Annotated in this window: 15 protein-coding genes and 5 pseudogenes; all 20 read right to left on the reverse strand. The window is 35.1% G+C overall.

Features of this window, described 5'->3' with window-relative positions; genetic code table 11:
• Positions 1 to 891, reverse strand: a pseudogene (terL, locus tag ACE38O_RS00855) (phage terminase large subunit); the annotation flags it as partial.
• Positions 870 to 1,250, reverse strand: a complete 381-nt coding sequence (locus ACE38O_RS00860) for a hypothetical protein (protein WP_374698746.1) — start codon at positions 1,248 to 1,250, stop codon at positions 870 to 872. The pseudogene terL and the gene ACE38O_RS00860, both read right to left, overlap by 22 nt.
• The gene (locus tag ACE38O_RS00865; RefSeq protein ID WP_374698747.1) at positions 1,175 to 1,366 is read right to left on the reverse strand and encodes an ankyrin repeat domain-containing protein; all 192 of its coding nucleotides are present in this window, start codon (positions 1,364 to 1,366) and stop codon (positions 1,175 to 1,177) included. Before ACE38O_RS00865 ends, ACE38O_RS00860 begins: the two co-directional genes overlap by 76 nt.
• Complete coding sequence (locus ACE38O_RS00870) at positions 1,320 to 1,508, reverse strand: hypothetical protein (protein ID WP_374698748.1); 189 nt, start codon at positions 1,506 to 1,508, stop codon at positions 1,320 to 1,322. The genes ACE38O_RS00865 and ACE38O_RS00870 overlap by 47 nt, the downstream gene beginning before the upstream one ends.
• A gap of 250 nt (positions 1,509 to 1,758) precedes the next feature.
• Complete coding sequence (locus tag ACE38O_RS00875; protein WP_374698749.1) at positions 1,759 to 2,739, reverse strand: hypothetical protein; 981 nt, start codon at positions 2,737 to 2,739, stop codon at positions 1,759 to 1,761.
• Between the two features lie 351 nt (positions 2,740 to 3,090).
• Positions 3,091 to 3,711 (reverse strand): annotated as a pseudogene (locus ACE38O_RS00880) (hypothetical protein); the annotation flags it as partial.
• 578 nt (positions 3,712 to 4,289) lie between these two features.
• Positions 4,290 to 6,317: an ankyrin repeat domain-containing protein gene (locus ACE38O_RS00885; protein WP_374698750.1), complete on the reverse strand. Its 2,028-nt coding sequence runs from the start codon at positions 6,315 to 6,317 to the stop codon at positions 4,290 to 4,292.
• Between the two features lie 189 nt (positions 6,318 to 6,506).
• Complete coding sequence (uvrB, locus tag ACE38O_RS00890) at positions 6,507 to 8,420, reverse strand: excinuclease ABC subunit UvrB (protein ID WP_374698751.1); 1,914 nt, start codon at positions 8,418 to 8,420, stop codon at positions 6,507 to 6,509.
• 69 nt (positions 8,421 to 8,489) lie between these two features.
• On the reverse strand, positions 8,490 to 8,978 hold the full coding sequence (locus ACE38O_RS00895) for a hypothetical protein (protein WP_374698752.1): 489 nt from the start codon (positions 8,976 to 8,978) through the stop codon (positions 8,490 to 8,492).
• Positions 8,979 to 9,114: 136 nt separating this feature from the next.
• Positions 9,115 to 10,385: pseudogene (locus tag ACE38O_RS00900) on the reverse strand (IS4 family transposase).
• Between the two features lie 94 nt (positions 10,386 to 10,479).
• On the reverse strand, positions 10,480 to 10,620 hold the full coding sequence (locus ACE38O_RS00905) for a hypothetical protein (RefSeq protein ID WP_374698753.1): 141 nt from the start codon (positions 10,618 to 10,620) through the stop codon (positions 10,480 to 10,482).
• A gap of 87 nt (positions 10,621 to 10,707) precedes the next feature.
• Positions 10,708 to 11,274, reverse strand: coding sequence for a PQQ-binding-like beta-propeller repeat protein (locus ACE38O_RS00910; protein ID WP_374698754.1), 567 nt, complete (start codon positions 11,272 to 11,274; stop codon positions 10,708 to 10,710).
• Between the two features lie 27 nt (positions 11,275 to 11,301).
• Positions 11,302 to 11,886 carry a PQQ-binding-like beta-propeller repeat protein gene (locus tag ACE38O_RS00915; RefSeq protein WP_374698755.1) on the reverse strand — a complete coding sequence of 195 codons (585 nt, stop codon included), beginning with the start codon at positions 11,884 to 11,886 and terminating at the stop codon, positions 11,302 to 11,304.
• A 99-nt stretch (positions 11,887 to 11,985) separates the two neighbouring features.
• A pseudogene (locus tag ACE38O_RS00920) lies at positions 11,986 to 12,283 on the reverse strand (hypothetical protein).
• A gap of 102 nt (positions 12,284 to 12,385) precedes the next feature.
• Positions 12,386 to 12,625: pseudogene (locus tag ACE38O_RS00925) on the reverse strand (major capsid protein); the annotation flags it as partial.
• 89 nt (positions 12,626 to 12,714) lie between these two features.
• Positions 12,715 to 13,158: a hypothetical protein gene (locus ACE38O_RS00930; RefSeq protein ID WP_374698756.1), complete on the reverse strand. Its 444-nt coding sequence runs from the start codon at positions 13,156 to 13,158 to the stop codon at positions 12,715 to 12,717.
• A gap of 146 nt (positions 13,159 to 13,304) precedes the next feature.
• Positions 13,305 to 13,484, reverse strand: a complete 180-nt coding sequence (locus tag ACE38O_RS00935; RefSeq protein WP_374698757.1) for a hypothetical protein — start codon at positions 13,482 to 13,484, stop codon at positions 13,305 to 13,307.
• Positions 13,466 to 13,642 (reverse strand): hypothetical protein, encoded by a 177-nt coding sequence (locus ACE38O_RS00940; protein WP_374698758.1) that lies wholly within the window; start codon positions 13,640 to 13,642, stop codon positions 13,466 to 13,468. Before ACE38O_RS00940 ends, ACE38O_RS00935 begins: the two co-directional genes overlap by 19 nt.
• Before the next feature lie 567 nt (positions 13,643 to 14,209).
• On the reverse strand, positions 14,210 to 14,971 hold the full coding sequence (locus tag ACE38O_RS00945) for a cytochrome c1 (protein WP_374698759.1): 762 nt from the start codon (positions 14,969 to 14,971) through the stop codon (positions 14,210 to 14,212).
• Positions 14,971 to 16,200, reverse strand: a complete 1,230-nt coding sequence (locus ACE38O_RS00950; protein ID WP_374698760.1) for a cytochrome b — start codon at positions 16,198 to 16,200, stop codon at positions 14,971 to 14,973. Before ACE38O_RS00950 ends, ACE38O_RS00945 begins: the two co-directional genes overlap by 1 nt.
• Positions 16,201 to 16,405 lie beyond the last annotated feature (205 nt).

The following is a 16,405-nucleotide window of genomic DNA, read 5'->3' on the forward strand; positions in this document are numbered from 1 at the left end:
CTAATTCACTGCTCTTAGCCACCTAAGCGTTTTATTAGGGTTGGGGCCAAAGCCCCTGACCCTGAAAGCGCTGGTGTTAATTTTTCTCATCCATTGTAAATATTGTACCGTACTATCCACTTGATCATCGTGGCGAGCTTCTGGGAACATTAAAATCTCATACTCAAAATCATTGAGCCATACTGCTTGCTGTGGCAGAAAAACCCTACCAGACTCTATCACCGGAACAATTTGATAAAATCGAGTGAGTTTGTCATTGTGTGGCACAATTTCAATAATTGGTAGATCGCTATTTGCCTTTAGCTCTTGTATTAATTGTTGACCACTCGTTTTTGCTTCAATCAAAATTGCATGTGGTGCCCATCTTGCAGCTAGTGACAGAACTTGCTCTTTAAGCTTTGGATACTCAAGCTTTGCCCGATATACATCAAGTAAATAGAATTTATTATCTATTTTTGCCCAGGTGGTACAGACGCTAAAGTCGCTGGAATCGTTTATTGAAACTGCAGTGTCCCAGCTTTGAGTTACATGTGAGGGATTATCAGGGAAATTTTTATAGCGCTTTAGCCACTCTTGTTTTATTATACCACTTGAAAGCGGCAGGGGGTTTTGTTGATATTGAGCCGCAAAAGCATAACTCCCGAGTTCAACTTTTATCATCTCAACTTCTTCTCTTCCTCCCTCCAGGGGATATAATAACTCATTCTCTTCTCTTGAGTATAAACCCTTTTCTTGTGTCGTAATTGAGTCGATTATCTCCACTTTTTCAGAAATCATTGGCAAACAAATGTGATGCCATATGTTTTTTGGCTTGGATAAGAGGTGCCCAGTTAAGTCCTCCTGGTGTAGCCTGTGCATCACAAGCACAATTACTCCTTTGATGGTATTGTTTTCTCATATTTTATCATACCATCACACTCTGGAACTGTACATCTAAGAACACCTTCTATTTCTTCAAGTATTAATTTTGTTACAGTTTCTTTATCATCTTTTTCATTGTCATTTTTATCATCATTACAAAGATTATCACTTGAACTACAGTTTGAATCTTCTTCTGTGTTACAATCACTCAATTTAACAGACTCTATCTGACTATCATCACCAGAGCTATTTGAACAATCATCTACCGAACCATCAGGTGTCGTCGGATTCCCTTCATTTTCATGAGAATCATCTAAATCATAACCCAAATCCTTAATAGCTTGACGGCACTCACGTTCAGTAACATATTCAAATGGAGTCTTTTCCACTTTGATCTTGCTACATCTTGATTAGCTTTTGCTTTTAAAAGAAGTTCTATAGCTTGAAGGCAGTTATTTTCAGCAGCATAATGTAACGGAGTCTTTCCACTGTGATCTTGGCACATTTGGATCAGCTCCTGCTTTTAGACGCCTCTTTATACGTTTAATAAAATCGGAATCATCTAATAGATTGCTATTGCTTTTTAACTGATCTAAAATCTTAAGTAATTTTTTATTTAATTCCTTGCTTGATACCCCACCATTCATATTGCATAACCATTACTCACTAATTCTTCAGTGATTACCGTAATACATAGGTAAGTCAATAAAAAAATAACCTTTTCCTTCTTCAGTTCTAAAACATTGTTAAAAGTCTCAAAAAGATGAGTTAAAAAGGGTTCTGCTTCCAACTTTTTGCTGTAAATTTTTGCAAAATTTTAAAACTCACATCTACTCTATTGTGGTATTTTTGGCAACCAATTTTATATCGACATTAAAAATAGTGAAGAAGGTTCTACTAAGCAGTTAACCCTTTTGAATCGGAAAAGGGTTTGACGTCAAATTGTTCTATCTTTTTTACTTCTTCAAGCTTGGTACCGGGTTTTAGCACATTATACAATGCAAAACTTATACACGCTAATCCAATAATTCCCCCGACTACCGCTATAGTGTACATTTTCAAGGCATAAGATATAACGCTACTCACTAACAACACTGCACCAACACTACCAGCCATGACTGCTCGTCTTTGTTGCATTGCCTTTGTTAATGGTCCTTCTTTTTCGTTTACAGCGCTTTCTTTTTCAGATTTACTATAAGAACATGATAGTGTTTGATCTTCTATTATAATTTCAATAGAAGGCAAAAGCTCTTGCATAGCAGCTTCTGTTGAAGCAGTGATATTCTTTAAAGCTTCTTTGTTGTTTTTGCATATCAGTTGGTGCTTTTCTATATTATAAAGATCCTCACTGCTTTCATTGATATTCTCACATAATTTAGCATTAGTTGATATAGTTTCAGTATCATCAATTTCAGGGGCAGTGTTTTGATACTCTATAGCTGTTGTATTTAGATTTAGAATTTTTTCACTATTTTCTTCTTCAGCTATAGTAGTTCCAGTATCTATAGCAGTCTCTATTGTGACAGTGGAAGGTAGGGTTTGCTGCTTTATAGGTGGTTGTTTCCATGCTAATTCTGAAAGCTTTTGTTTTTTGGCTTCTTGTAAGATATCATTTACAGCTTGATCATTCTTATACAGTTTTGCATGATCTAGTAGTGTAAACGTCTCATTTCCGTAAGTTATTTTTGTCGCAAGAATTTTCTTTATATTGTAATGAGATTTTCGTAATACTCCATTTTTGAACTTTTCTGCAATACCTTTCCCTTCTTCTATTTTTCTTGCCAGCTTAAGAAGCTTTTCTTTATCTTTACTTGTTAATTCACCATATGCCAGCTCATAAATTATATCCTTTTCATTAGCATTTCTTAATGTTTTCATATAATGTTTCTCCTATGATAGTTATGCAGTAAAAAACTTAAATCTTGTAAAATCTGTGAATATTTTGAAGAATATAAAAATTCTTCCAATTTGATTGGATTGAGGAGCTCGCGATACAACTCTGAAATAAGCGGTGAGTTTTTGGGTTTACGAAAATATCTACAATTGTTGCAATAAAAATAGCTGAGAAATTGGGCCGACTCCTTTTTATGTATAAGATCCGAAAATAAGTTTTTGAGGCTTTTCGTATAGCTTCTAGGTTCAATCTTTCAATTTGTCTTTGAGCACAGAACCCCCTAGAAATCACGCTTTTGAACTCTATATTATTTTTTGTAACATTGTCGTAGGCGTTAGATCTTGCAATGCAGTTAACCTTTCTAACGCCCTTGCAAACTCTTCTTCTGATAACTCACCACTGCCCAATTTCTCCTGCAATTCTTTTATCTCTTTGTCCAACCTCTTGTCCCAACTCAAATCTAAATTACTTGTGAAGATCTTCTTGATTAACTCCTTAAGCTTGTTACTCAAGAACTTCATTATCGCAGCAATCAGGTTCTTTTCTTTCTTCTCCTTGAGCATTTGGTAGATTTTCGGATCATCTACATTTACTTCAAAGAGGTTGAAGAGAGGTTCAAAGAGACTCCAGAAATCTCCGAGTACTCTTTCTCTTTCACCATTGAAGTAATCCTCATCACCATCTTCGATATGTAGTTCTGCTTGAGATGATATTTCATCGACACAACTAGAAGCCTGACGCTCACACTCGAGCCTTCTGAGCAAATCTTGTCTGTCAAGCTTCTCTACGGCTGCTTTCAGTTCATTTAACTTCTGCTCCGCAGAGAAATCTTGCTCCCTGATTTTTCCTTGGAAGATTGAGCTACCGTTTTCGTTATTACCTGAAAAATTTTCCATTATTTTTGTCCCCTCAATAAAATTACTGTCTTTATTGTTACCTGAAAAGCTTTCCACCATTTTTACTCCCTTCACAAAACTCAATAATTTAATTGTACAGTACTAAACATTTAAGAAGTGTTAACGTAAAGGTGTCAATAAAATTATTTACATTTTTACACTATATATATTATATCATACGCTTTTTAACCTTTCAATAATATTTTTTATTCTTGCTGCTTTTTCAAGCTCTAGCATGCGCTTTCCTTCTTATTAATGTTCACTTTTGCCTCTACCACCACTTTTTCTTGTAAAGTATTTGATATAAGTTTTATTATACTCTTTGGCATAACATTGTGCAACATATTGTATTCAGAGTGTATTGAACGAGCCTGAAAGGCTGATAAACGAGTATCAACAAAGACTGTCAGAAAGCAAAGATAAAGCTACGTTAGATATATCTTAGCCACTTAAGTAGGGTTGGGGCCCGACCCTGAAAGCACGCCCATTGTAAATACTGTACTATCTACTGTGGCGAGCTTCCGGAAAGATTAAAATCTCATACTCAAAGCCATACCGCTTGGTGCGGCAAAACAACCCTGTCAAATCGGAACAATTTTGAGTGAGCTTATTATTGTGTGGCACTATTCCAATAATCACTATCTGCTTTTAACACTTGTGTTAATTTGCTGCGAACAAGCTTGCGTAAAATCAGTAAATGGAACATCCTTAGTAATCTCGGTTGGCTCTGTAGGTACATTACCATTTTTCTTAAAACCTTTAGCTTCTATAGCTTCCAGAACACTTTCTCCTCCCAAAAGACAGTTTTCTCCTAAACTTTTCTTCTCAGCTTTTAACTTGTTAAGCCTTGCTTCGCTCTCATCATCAATCTCTACCTCTATTTTATTACCATCTTTCTTACTAGGACTCAGATAAATACTAATCTCTCCTACCTCAGTGGTAAAAGACATTTTAATGCTACCTTTTAAGATATCTTTATAATTTCTTTTTCCTTCTGCGTCTTTTTCAACTTTCACTATACTTTCCCCAATTTGAAGTATGCCGACTTTTAAATTTAACTCTTTAGCTTTTTCATGGTTTAAGATTTTCGCAGGTTCAATAATACTATCTTGTGGATATTCTATACAAAAGTGTCCGTTATCTATTTCTGCTTTAAAGTCATACTCATGAGTTTGCTTATTATTTTTGTCTACAATACTTTCATACGCTAAATTATTAAGTCTTGAAATATTTTTATCCCTTTGGCTTAAAATATCTTCATCCTTGCAAATTATATTTACAAAATCATCATGATTTTCTTGAGTGAATTCATTTAAAGTTGCACCTCCTGATATTATGTGTGACATCTTTGTCCGTTCTATGAATTCAGGAATCCGAGTAGTATCATATGAAGAAAATAGTTTTTGCAATGTACTAATCATAAGGTCCACAAAGGACTTGTCGTTTTTATATTGAAAAGTGAACATTACTCCTTGCTCTAGCGCTTGGCTTATAACTTCATCAAATTCTTCTTCACATTTTTTATAATAATCTTCATCTTTATCGCAAGTTTTATCTAGATCATCATGAATCTTGTATATTTTTTGCCAAACACTTTCATACTTTTCTATTTCTATTGCATTCAGTTTTATTTTAGCTAAAGAAAAAGAATCTTTTTTCCGTATTACGTCTATGTTTCGATCATATCTTAAATGACTGTGGCGTGTACCACAACTTGTATCATAATGATCAATATCATCACAGTCCGAACTGTCTTCTGAGTCCTCACTATCTGACGAATTACTAACTCCTAGCAATTCTGAGCTTGTCTGTTGATCTGTAGGAGTCCAGTTTTCGTTGTTAGGGCTCTTTGCCGGACTCTCTTCATTTTCACGAGAATCATCTGAATGATAGTCCGAATCCTCTTCTGTGTTACAATCACTCAATTTAACAGACTCTATCTGACTATCATCACCAGAGCTATTTGAACAATCATTACTTTCACCTACCGAACCATCAGGTGTTGTCGGATTCCCTTCATTTTCATGAGCATCATCTAAATCATAACCCAAATCCTTCAAAGCTTGAAGGCAGTTACGTTCAGTAACATATTCAAATGGAGTCTTTCCACTTTGATCTTGCACATTTGGATCAGCTTCTGCTTTTAAAAGAAATCCTATACCGCCAATATCGTTACGTTCAGCAACGTAATGTAACAGAGTTTTTCCATCTTGGCCTTTTGTATTTTGATTAGCTCCTGCTTCTAGAAGAAACATTATACATTGAATACGATCAGGATATTCATCTCTCTTCATTGCTAACTCATTTAAAATGTCACGTAATTTTTCATCTAAGTAATATGACAGAGTTTTTCCAGCTTGGCCTTTTGTATTTGGATCAGCTCCTGCTTGTAGAAGAAGCATTATATGTTGAGTACAATTGTGATTACCTAATAGAGCTCTATTGCTTTCTAACTCATTTAAAATGTCAGATAATTTTTCATTTAAGTAATCTGACAGAATTTTTCCAGCTTGGCCTTTTGTATTTGGATTAGCTTCTGCTTGTAGAAGAGACATTATATATTGAGTATAATTGTAATTGCCTAATGCATTGCTATTACTTGCTGACTGATCTAAAATATCATGTAATTGTTCATTTAATCCCTTGTTTGGTACCCCACCATTCATATTCTATAACCATTACTCACTAATTCTTCAGTGATTACCTTAATACATAGGTAAGTCAATAAAAAAATGCACCTTTCCTTCTTCAGTTCTAAAACATTGTCAAAAGTCCTCAAAAAGATGAGCTAAAATAAGAAGGGGAATAGCAGGTTGTTTACACTTTCATACTATGCCCATAGCATCATATATTACTTAACCTTGCAATAATTTTTTTATTCTTGCTGCTTCTTCAAACTCTAAATTTTCAGCATGCTCTATCATTTGCTTTCTCAAGTCATCCTTATTAGTATTTACTTTTGGTTCTGCTATTGCCCTCTCCTGTAAGGTGTTTGATATAGGTTTTATTATAGTCTTCGGGACAATATTGTGCAATATATTATGTTCTTCTTGTTTTTTTCTTCTTCTTTCAGTCTCTCTTAATGCACGATCTAAAGAACCAGTGATTTTATCTGCATACAAAATTACTCTACCTTCAGCATTACGCGCAGCACGACCGATCGTTTGAATGAGCGATGTTTCTGATCGCAAAAATCCTTCTTTATCAGCATCTAAAATTGCAACCAAACCACACTCTGGAATATCAAGACCTTCCCTAAGCAAGTTAACACCTACTAAAACGTCAATTTCTTTAGATCTTAATTTACATATAATTTCTATTCTCTCCAGCGCACCAATATCAGAATGCAAATAACTCACTCTCATATTTAATTCACTCATATATTCAGCTAAATTTTCAGCCATTTTTTTTGTCAGTGTAGTGATTAAAACACAAAATCCCTTTCCTATTGTCACTTGTGCCTCATGAATTACATCATCAATTTGACTCTCTATTGGTTTCACAATGCAGATTGGGTCTGTAAGCCCTGTTGGACGGATAACTTGCTCTATAAATACATTATTGGTCTTTGCCAACTCATACTTTCCAGGAGTAGCTGAAATGTAAATAGTCTGCGGCCTAACTTCCTCCCATTCTTCAAATTTTAATGGACGATTATCAAAAGCGGAAGGGAGCCTGAAGCCATAGTCAATCAATTTCTTTTTACGCGCCTCATTACCACTGTACATTGCACCAATCTGAGGAACGGTTACATGACTCTCATCAACAAATAAAATTACGTCTTTGGGTAAATATTCAAACAAAGTAGGCGGTGGATCCCCAGCTTCCATTCCATAGAGATAACGCGAATAATTTTCAATACCTTTACATATTCCTGTTGTCCTCATCATTTCGATATCAAAATTAGTGCGTTGCTCGAGGCGCTTTGCTTCAACAATCTTGTTTTGCAAGTAGTAATAATCCAAGCATTCATGCAGCTCTTTTTTGATTAGCTCAACTGTCTGCAACAGAGTCTCACGTGATGTAATGTGATAGCTGTTTGGAAAAATGGTGATTGTATTTAGGCTTTTGGTAATATTACTCGTTATAGCATCAATTTCAGAAATTTCTTCTATTTCATCACCAAGCAGCGATAAACGCCAAGCTTTATTTTCATAATAGGCAGGAAATATATCGATAATATCGCCACGCACTCTGAAATATCCTCTCTCAAACCTGGTATCAGAGCGCTTGTATTGGAGATCAGCTAAGTTACTCAAGAAATCATTAACATGAATTTTATCTCCAACACTTAAAGATATAGTCATGCTGCGGTAGCTTTCAGGCGAACCAAGACCGTATATGCAAGAAACACTGGCAACTACGATCGTGTCCCTGCGCTCCAAGAGGGAGCAGACGGCAGAATAACGCAGCATGTCAATTCTGTCGTTGATTGCAGAGTCTTTTTCGATATAAGTATCAGTTTGCGGCAAATAAGCTTCGGGCTGATAGTAATCATAATAAGAAATGAAATATCCAACAGCATTATTGGGAAATAATCCTTTCATTTCCTCATAAAGTTGTGCTGCTAAGGTTTTATTGTGTGCCATGATCAGCGCAGGTCTGTTTGTCCTTGCTATAACATTTGCCATAGTGAAAGTTTTCCCAGAACCAGTAACCCCAAGTAAAACTTGGTCTCTTTTATTGCTATTTAGCCCCGCAATTAAACTATCGATTGCCTGCGGTTGATCTCCAGCGGGTTGAAAATGTGTAGTGATTTGAAATTTCATAGACTTTACTTACTATCTTTGATTCATTGCATAGTGAACACTATATTGCTTTTAAGATAAGTTGTATAGCTATAAACTTTCCGTAAAGCCATAAAACATTAACCAACAATAGACTTCTTGCATAACCATATAACAAACTTTTATTGGGAATAGAAACGAAAAACTTCCTTGACAAACTCCGCCAGCCCCCTTATCATGGTGTGTAGTACAATGATACAAATTAAGAATTCCCCCATCCTGCGCTGGTTCTTCGATATAAAATCCTACTTCTACCTGATCACAACCAATGTTAATTTGTTCTATTAATGCTTTAATAATGCCGCGCTTAGTTTGCCAATCTAGCTGTTTCAGGTTCGATTTTACACTAGAATAAAAATTCTTTATGCTATTTATAATAAGACTTATTCCTTTTTCTACTGCCTTCTGATCAACTACCTTTTTTTTCTCTTCTTCTATCCCTTGTAAGCGTTCTTTCATTTTTCTCATTGTCTGTTTAAATTCTCCCTCGCTTATATATCCTTTCTCTCCTGCATTTTCTTGACTATAATAATCTTCCATTAATTTTTCGATACCTTCTTTATTTGATTTTCTCTTCTTGCAAACTTTTTCTCTGATGATTCATCATTTTTATTTTCTAATACTCTACGTTGGTATTCCTTTTTATGGGAGTGTTAAATAAACCATACGCGTCAAGTTAAGAGATTGTGAGCAAATTTAGGGAAGTTAAGGTAGATACTCTAGTCCTTCTGCACTTGTCTTTTAATGAAAATCGCGACCAAGTTATGGTAAGTTTCTTAAGAAAAGTCTTTAAGCCACTAATTTTATTGTTTAGTGCTAAAAATAACTCTCTAATCCGCCTTTTTAGCTCAATAAATGCCTTTGTTAAGCTAAGCTCTGTATTTTTTTTCAGTTCTGTGCAACCAACTATTCCATGGAATATAAGAATTGCACATAATTTAGCATATAACTCGCATAGTACTCTGTATGGCTTTCCTTTCAGTTTATCAAGCCTTATGTGGCTCTTGTACACTTTAAATAATAATTCAATTTGCCATCTTACCCTGTAAATTGTTAATATTTGTTCAGCACTAATTTGATTTTCTGGAACATTAGTTATGAATATTGACCAGTTCAACAATTCTTGATTTCTTTTAGAGGATCCTGCGATCTTGCTAACCTATTAGCTTTCCTTCTTCTGGCCATATTCAGTTAGTTTCTGACATATAATTCTTACTCTAATTTTTGCTTCTTTTCCTAACAATACCTCGTTTTCTAAAAATAACTTATCCTCTAAACATTCTAATAACTCCATTTTTTGATTTATCATATATGTTGGTATCGACGACTAATAAAATAAGCTCCTATTTCATTAATCTGTTTAAAAGAGCTAGGCACAAAGTAGCCCAAATCAAATATTAGCAAATCATTACCTGATATATTGTTCAAATGTTCCCTATACCCTTCTTATTCCCTCCGTTAAATTAAGTTGGTCTATTATCTGATTCATGTAGTCGAAAACTAATTGTAACTTTATTCCAGACTTAGTATTGCTTTCATAGCCACTGTAGCTAGTACCATAACCTTTATACATCTCTTCCATACTGTTAGGTAGAGTAATATAGCTACTGTCCAATAGTTTAACACTATTAAATTGCTGTAAGATTTTGCAATCAACTTGCAAGATATTTTTAAAGAGAATCACAGATTCATTATACATCCTTTTCATAAATTCTACTGCTTCTTCAGTAAATCCAAACCTTGTTTTGTATCGAGTCCTCGTTTAGTAATTGACACATTGTTTCTACGCTACACCCCTATATTACCCAAGACCATGGCTTTTACGAACGATAGCTTTCTCTTTCTTTTTATAAACCTTGTTGTAATTGAGATTTTATCTGCTTTTTCATTAAAAAATTCTTTGAGCTTTTTTAATAAACAAGTTATTTTATTCATTGGTTCTCTCACTAAAAATATATCTGAGAGAACTTATACCTTATTATTCTATCTCCTTCATACCTTTATTTCCTTAACTTGACGCGTATGGTTTATTTAACACTCCCTATTTGACAGTTTGCGATCTTACCCATAGTGCTGTTTTGTTTAATGCCCTCACCGTCGCTTTTTCCACTTTCGCTTTCTCTGCATCTATGCTTTGCATAACTTTTTTGATGCTACCGCTAACTTCAACGTTAATACGCATTCGACGCTTGAATTTTCCACAATACTCCTGAATTGTCCCTGAGTGGTGCTACCTATGGCACATCTCTTCCTTATTACCTGCAATATTTCATCTGCTGATATTTGGATCAATGCAGCTATACACACCTTTTTTCTCAGTTGTAAAGTAGTAATCCCCAACTGCAAGATCAGTTACAGGCGTATGATACACACCTTCTGGAATGCTGACTATCTCTTCTATCATGCCTGACTTCTCATCTAATAGAAACATGATTCCCTTATTGCCCACAATAAATAATTTCCCATCTAGCATCGGTCTAGCATAATATGCGTCTTTTAGTTTATCATTTAGTTCATCATTCACCACTAAGTTAGTACTCCAAATTATTTGACCATCAGGTATTGCAACTTTCATAACTTCATTCTTTGTGTTTACTACAAAAAATTCGTTACCATTTATATCATCGGGGTACAGCCATGGCATAATCCCACCACCACTGATATTTTTTGCTTCCATGGCCTTTAACCACAAAAGATCTCCTGATCCTATATCAATCGCAACAATGGTAGAATTGTTTGTAGCTATTAATGTGTTATTCTTTACTACTGGAGTAGTTGTGATATCTGTAAGCTGAGTGTCTAAAATATTTGTAGAAGGTAACTTATAAGACCACAACTTTTTCCCATCTTTGTCAAAAGCTACTCACTCTCCATTTGAAAATGGAACTATTAGCTTATCGTGTATAACCACAGGAGATATGTAATTTGATCTTGTCATTTGATTACTACCATTAGACATATGATAGAACCAGCTTGTATTACCATTCTCTATGTTCAGCATGTACAAATAGTTATCCATAGTTAAAATTGCTAGTCTGTCATTAAAAACTGTCGGGTTTCCTTTTACTGGAGACTTTAATTCCTTTTTCCACATAACTGTGGTTCTATTTATTGCATATAGCACATTATCTATTACTAAGTAAATTTCTCTACAATATTTACTGCAAGCAGCACTCATTCTACCAATTGTTTTATGACTATCAGATAAATCTAGTTTTTCCGGGTACATTGCTCTGTAATACAATACCCCACCGCCACCAATGACTAGATCGTAAGCTTCGGATAAGGGAATTGGTTTTATATAACCTTGAGAAAACTCCTTACTTGGGTTATTCCACAGGTGACACCTATATTTATCTTTTATTTTTAAGCTAAGCTCTACCTCATCTTTTGCAATAGCACAACTTGTGCTTAACAAGGAAGCAATTAAAAAGACGACTAATTTCATAAAACTTTTCTAGAAAGATCACTTTATATACACATTAAAGATACAACATATTGAACAATTTCACTATCGTTAGTTTTGATTTTAATACGAAAAACCATTTTACATTCTCACTGCGTTTATTTTCCACAATATTCCTGAATTATCCCTGAGCGGCGGTGAATATACTTTGTATTTACGCTTACCAATAATAAAGATATCTCCTACTACTGGCTGCAATACATCGAATATACTCACCTCAAGAAAAACCATCTCCCCGACAAATTGCCCTTCCGTATAATTTATCTGGCTGTTGCTTTAATATCTCCACCAGGTATGACTTATCCTTTGATTCATACAACGCTTGCTGCCCCAGATGTGTAAAACAATCTTTCAATAATCTTTTTATTTTTCCTTGCATACTTCACCTTTATGCACTAACCTTTACGTGTACGCTAAGAAGGGACATACAGGTAGAGCATTTCCATGCCTCACCACTTTTGTAGTTGCTCTACCTGTATTGTTATGCTGCAACGACTTTGATTAATGTCCCTGGGCGATGGCACATTGGCAGGGGATTTGACTGAGTATGTAAATCGGTCCCTCTATCAAACCTTCTTGGCTCTTGTTTTGCATATAATTGCTGTCCAAGGGTATTCACTGTTTCATTAAAGTCCGCTGGAGCAAAGTATGTCGTAAATGTGCTTGCTGTTCCTAGTGGAAAACAGTGCCCCGTATCTTTTTCTATAAATCTTCTTACTATTTTGTGTTGCTCTACGAATTGTCTCTGTTGTTCTGGCGCACCCATGTAACCATAATTCCTCCCTTGATGGTATTTTTTCTCACATTTTATCATACCATCACACTCTGGAACTGTGCAACTACTCTCATAATGTCATTGTCTCTACGTGATATAGCATCTGTAAGTATTGTATGAGTTTCTTCCCGACCATCTGAATATTTTGTGGTCATTTCTTCATTCAGAACTTCCTTTAATAGTTTTTGCTTTTTGGCTTCTTCCAAAAGATCTTTTACAGCTTGATTATTCTTATGACTTATAGCATAATGTAGTAGTGACAACGTCTCCTCTCTACCCTGATACTTGCGAGTTATTTTTGCTAAAAGAATCGTGCTTGCGTTATAGCTGGACCTTTTGAATATTCTATTTCTGAACCTTCCAGCAATACTTTTCCCTTCCTCTATTTCTCTTGCTAGCTTTTGAATATTCTTTCCATCTTTATTTGTTAACTCATATATATCACATACTAATTCACCAGTCAGTTTTGACGTTTCCATAGTGCTTGTTCCTCCTATTATAGATTTATTGATTTAGTTGTAGTAGTTGCAGTTACTCACCCCATAAATTTGGTGCTCTCTTTCGATCAAAGGTGTCTTGCTGCTTGAAATGTTTTCTTTGTAAAAATTTAGCTTATCTTTTACATCTAAACAGCATTAACACGATTTGGCTTTTTGTAGATGAGTAATTCTCTAGGGATTGTCTTCTTGAATTCTATGGTATTTTGTTTAACATTGAAACAAGATTCCAGTGCCAAGCACTGAAATGACATCCTTTTTTGGTCCTCTAAGTAGCCTTCTTCTCCTGTCATCCGAGTAGCTGACACTGGGATCCAGGAATTTTAATTGTAAGTAATGCATTGGGTTTGGTAAGTATGGGTTTTGCGTTATAAAATGAAGCACTTTTGGTGAATTTGTAAAGAAAACTGGATCCCAGACTGGGATGACATCCTCCTAGTAGAGATCGCTTTTGTAATTGCAACATTCGTGCAATCTTTAGCTATAAATATTTAAGAAATTTACCAAACGAAAAAAAAGGCAAAAGAAGCCCTGGTCATTGTCTATTTTCAGTATTTGGCGTTTTTTAAGTCTTAAACACTGCAATTTAGCTGCTTTTAAGTGCAACTCACCTTAGTTCAAATATTTAAGAAATTTACTAAGCAGAAAAAAAGGCAAAAGAAATCCCGTGTTAGCTAGTTGTCACTCTCTAATCCTGCAAATTGGCGTACTATACTGTCTTAAACGCTTTATAAGCGCGTTTCAGCTTATATAGGTAAAAACCTAGAAATGTTGTGAAGACATAAGGTGCACATAGTGCAAAAAATTAAAAATAAGACGCCAACTACGTTGTTTTCTTGCTGTTTAATCTGCACAGATGAAGATAACTGAATACCTTCAGTTTCATGATAAGGGGGCTGGTGGAGTTTGTCAAGGAAGTTTTTCGTTTCTATGTTGTCAGCTACTTGCATGACACCTCTGGGCACTGCCGTCATAAAGGAACCAGTGTTAGCTACTTGGATGACAACCATTGTATTTGAGGCAAAATTGACTATCACTTCTTTTTATAGAGCTTGCTCCAAATTCTATTGTTAGTTAATACGAAAAACACTGTTAAAATTATAAAATACGCCATTACTTTTAATCCAAATTTATGCCGGCGCTCTAATTCTGGCTCTGCTGCCCATTGTAAAAAATTTATCACATCATACGCCATATTTTCAACTGTGGCTTGTCTTGCACCATCATATTCCACCATTCCTTCAGAAAGTGGTGGCGCCATAGCTAATCTGCCTGTTGGAAAATACGGGTTGAAGTATAAATCATTTTCATCGTGCTCGCCGTTTTGATAGCCTGTCAGCAGTGAATAGACATAATTTGCACCATCATGCCTTGCTTTAATAATTAATGATAAGTCTGGTGGAACTGCACCATTATTGCTTGCTGCAGCTGCTTCTTTTGTATCAAAAGGTGCAATAAAATAATCCGAAGGTACTCCAGGTCTATCGAACATTTCACCCAAATCATTCGGACCATCTTTAACTTGATAAGAAGCTGCAATCTGTTTTATATCTTCTTCAGAAAAACCAACATCTTGCAAATTACGAAATGCTATCCTATTCATTGAATGACAAGCAGCACAGACTTCTTTATACACTTTATAGCCTCGTTGAATTGACTCTCTATCGAAAGATCCGTTAATTCCATCAAATTTCCAGTCCATTTTTTTATTTGGTGATGGTTTAAACTCTTCTGCAGATATAAAATTAGATAGAAGTAATATACAAAATATAGCTAATATATTTCTAACCAGCATTATTTTATCTCCGGCACAGAATCACTCAGAGTTTTTGGTGGTTCTTTTGGCTTTTCATACTTACTAAGAAGCGGTAAAATTATTACAAAATATGCAAAATAATAAAGAGTGGATAGCCTACTCATAGTGATATAAGGCTCTTTCACCTCTTGTCCTCCAAGCCAGGCAAGAAGTGCAAAATTTATTGCAAAAACCCAAAAAAATTTCTTGAATACCGGGCGATAAGCACCACTTTTAACTTTTGATTTATCAAGCCAAGGTAACAAAAACCAAACTAAAATAGACGCAAACATGGTAAGCACACCTGTCAGTTTATCCGGAATTGAACGTAGCATCGCATAAAAAGGTAAAAAATACCATTCTGGTACTATATGTACCGGAGTTACCATAGAATCAGCTTCTATATAATTATCTGGATGACCAAGATAATTGGGAGCATAGAAAACAAATGCAAACAAAACTATAAAAAACAGAACAAAAGTTATGCAATCCTTGACTATATAATAAGGATAGAGAGGAATGGTATCCTTATCTGATTTTACCTCCACTCCACTTGGGTTACTAGAGCCAAACCTATGCAGAGCTATCACATGAAGCATAGCTAAAGCAATAATAACAAAAGGCAGAAGATAATGCAGAGCGAAAAAACGGTTAAGTGTTGGGTTATCCACTGAAAAACCACCCCATAACCATATAACTATTTTATTGCCAATTAAAGGTATAGCAGAAAATAAGTTGGTTATAACTGTTGCACCCCAGAAACTCATTTGTCCCCAGGGAAGAACATATCCCATAAAGGCAGTTGCCATCATTGCAAAAAATATAAATATTCCAATAAACCACACCATCTCTCTCGGTCTTTTATAAGATCCGTAATATAATCCACGCATTATATGAACATAGACTACCATAAAGAAGAGCGATGCTCCAACAGCGTGAGTGTAGCGTATTAACCACCCGTAATTCACATCTCGCATTATGCGCTCTACACTATTAAACGCATAATCAACATGCGGAGTGTAGTGCATAGCAAGAAATATACCTGTTATTATTTGTAAAATCAGCGCTATACCAGCCAAAGAGCCAAAGTTCCAAGCATAATTTAAGTTTTTTGGCACTTGGTAAGAAGCAGTGTGTCTTAGAAAAGAAAATATAGGCAATCTATATTCTATCCATCCTAATATGCCTTTTTCTTCTTTTATTGTTTCTTTTTTGTTATCTTCCTGCATAACTTAAACCTTTCTGAACACATGTCCATTGCTACTTTTATCTTATTTTTTTATTGTAGCAACTTATCCTTTACGCACAAATAAAAACTTTAAAGCAATATTAATTACCTCTTCAGCAACCTATCACGTGCTGCGTTTAATTTCTGTGCAAAATACTCTGAGCCTCCTTATATCTGGGTGAACTAATTTCATTAAATTTTGATAT

This window comes from Wolbachia endosymbiont (group B) of Limnophora tigrina, assembly GCF_964263235.1.
GTDB lineage: Bacteria > Pseudomonadota > Alphaproteobacteria > Rickettsiales > Anaplasmataceae > Wolbachia.

What these genes read in the sequence shown, in the direction of transcription:
- ACE38O_RS00865 (WP_374698747.1), bottom strand. Translation starts at nt 1,366, where the DNA reads ATGTGCCAAGATCACAGTGGAAAGACTCCGTTACATTATGCTGCTGAA.
- ACE38O_RS00870 (WP_374698748.1), bottom strand. Translation starts at nt 1,508, where the DNA reads ATGAATGGTGGGGTATCAAGCAAGGAATTAAATAAAAAATTACTTAAG.
- ACE38O_RS00875 (WP_374698749.1), bottom strand. Translation starts at nt 2,739, where the DNA reads ATGAAAACATTAAGAAATGCTAATGAAAAGGATATAATTTATGAGCTG.
- ACE38O_RS00885 (WP_374698750.1), bottom strand. Translation starts at nt 6,317, where the DNA reads ATGAATGGTGGGGTACCAAACAAGGGATTAAATGAACAATTACATGAT.
- uvrB (WP_374698751.1), bottom strand. Translation starts at nt 8,420, where the DNA reads ATGAAATTTCAAATCACTACACATTTTCAACCCGCTGGAGATCAACCG.
- ACE38O_RS00895 (WP_374698752.1), bottom strand. Translation starts at nt 8,978, where the DNA reads ATGGAAGATTATTATAGTCAAGAAAATGCAGGAGAGAAAGGATATATA.
- ACE38O_RS00905 (WP_374698753.1), bottom strand. Translation starts at nt 10,620, where the DNA reads ATGCGTATTAACGTTGAAGTTAGCGGTAGCATCAAAAAAGTTATGCAA.
- ACE38O_RS00915 (WP_374698755.1), bottom strand. Translation starts at nt 11,886, where the DNA reads ATGAAATTAGTCGTCTTTTTAATTGCTTCCTTGTTAAGCACAAGTTGT.
- ACE38O_RS00930 (WP_374698756.1), bottom strand. Translation starts at nt 13,158, where the DNA reads ATGGAAACGTCAAAACTGACTGGTGAATTAGTATGTGATATATATGAG.
- ACE38O_RS00940 (WP_374698758.1), bottom strand. Translation starts at nt 13,642, where the DNA reads ATGTTGCAATTACAAAAGCGATCTCTACTAGGAGGATGTCATCCCAGT.
- ACE38O_RS00945 (WP_374698759.1), bottom strand. Translation starts at nt 14,971, where the DNA reads ATGCTGGTTAGAAATATATTAGCTATATTTTGTATATTACTTCTATCT.
- ACE38O_RS00950 (WP_374698760.1), bottom strand. Translation starts at nt 16,200, where the DNA reads ATGCAGGAAGATAACAAAAAAGAAACAATAAAAGAAGAAAAAGGCATA.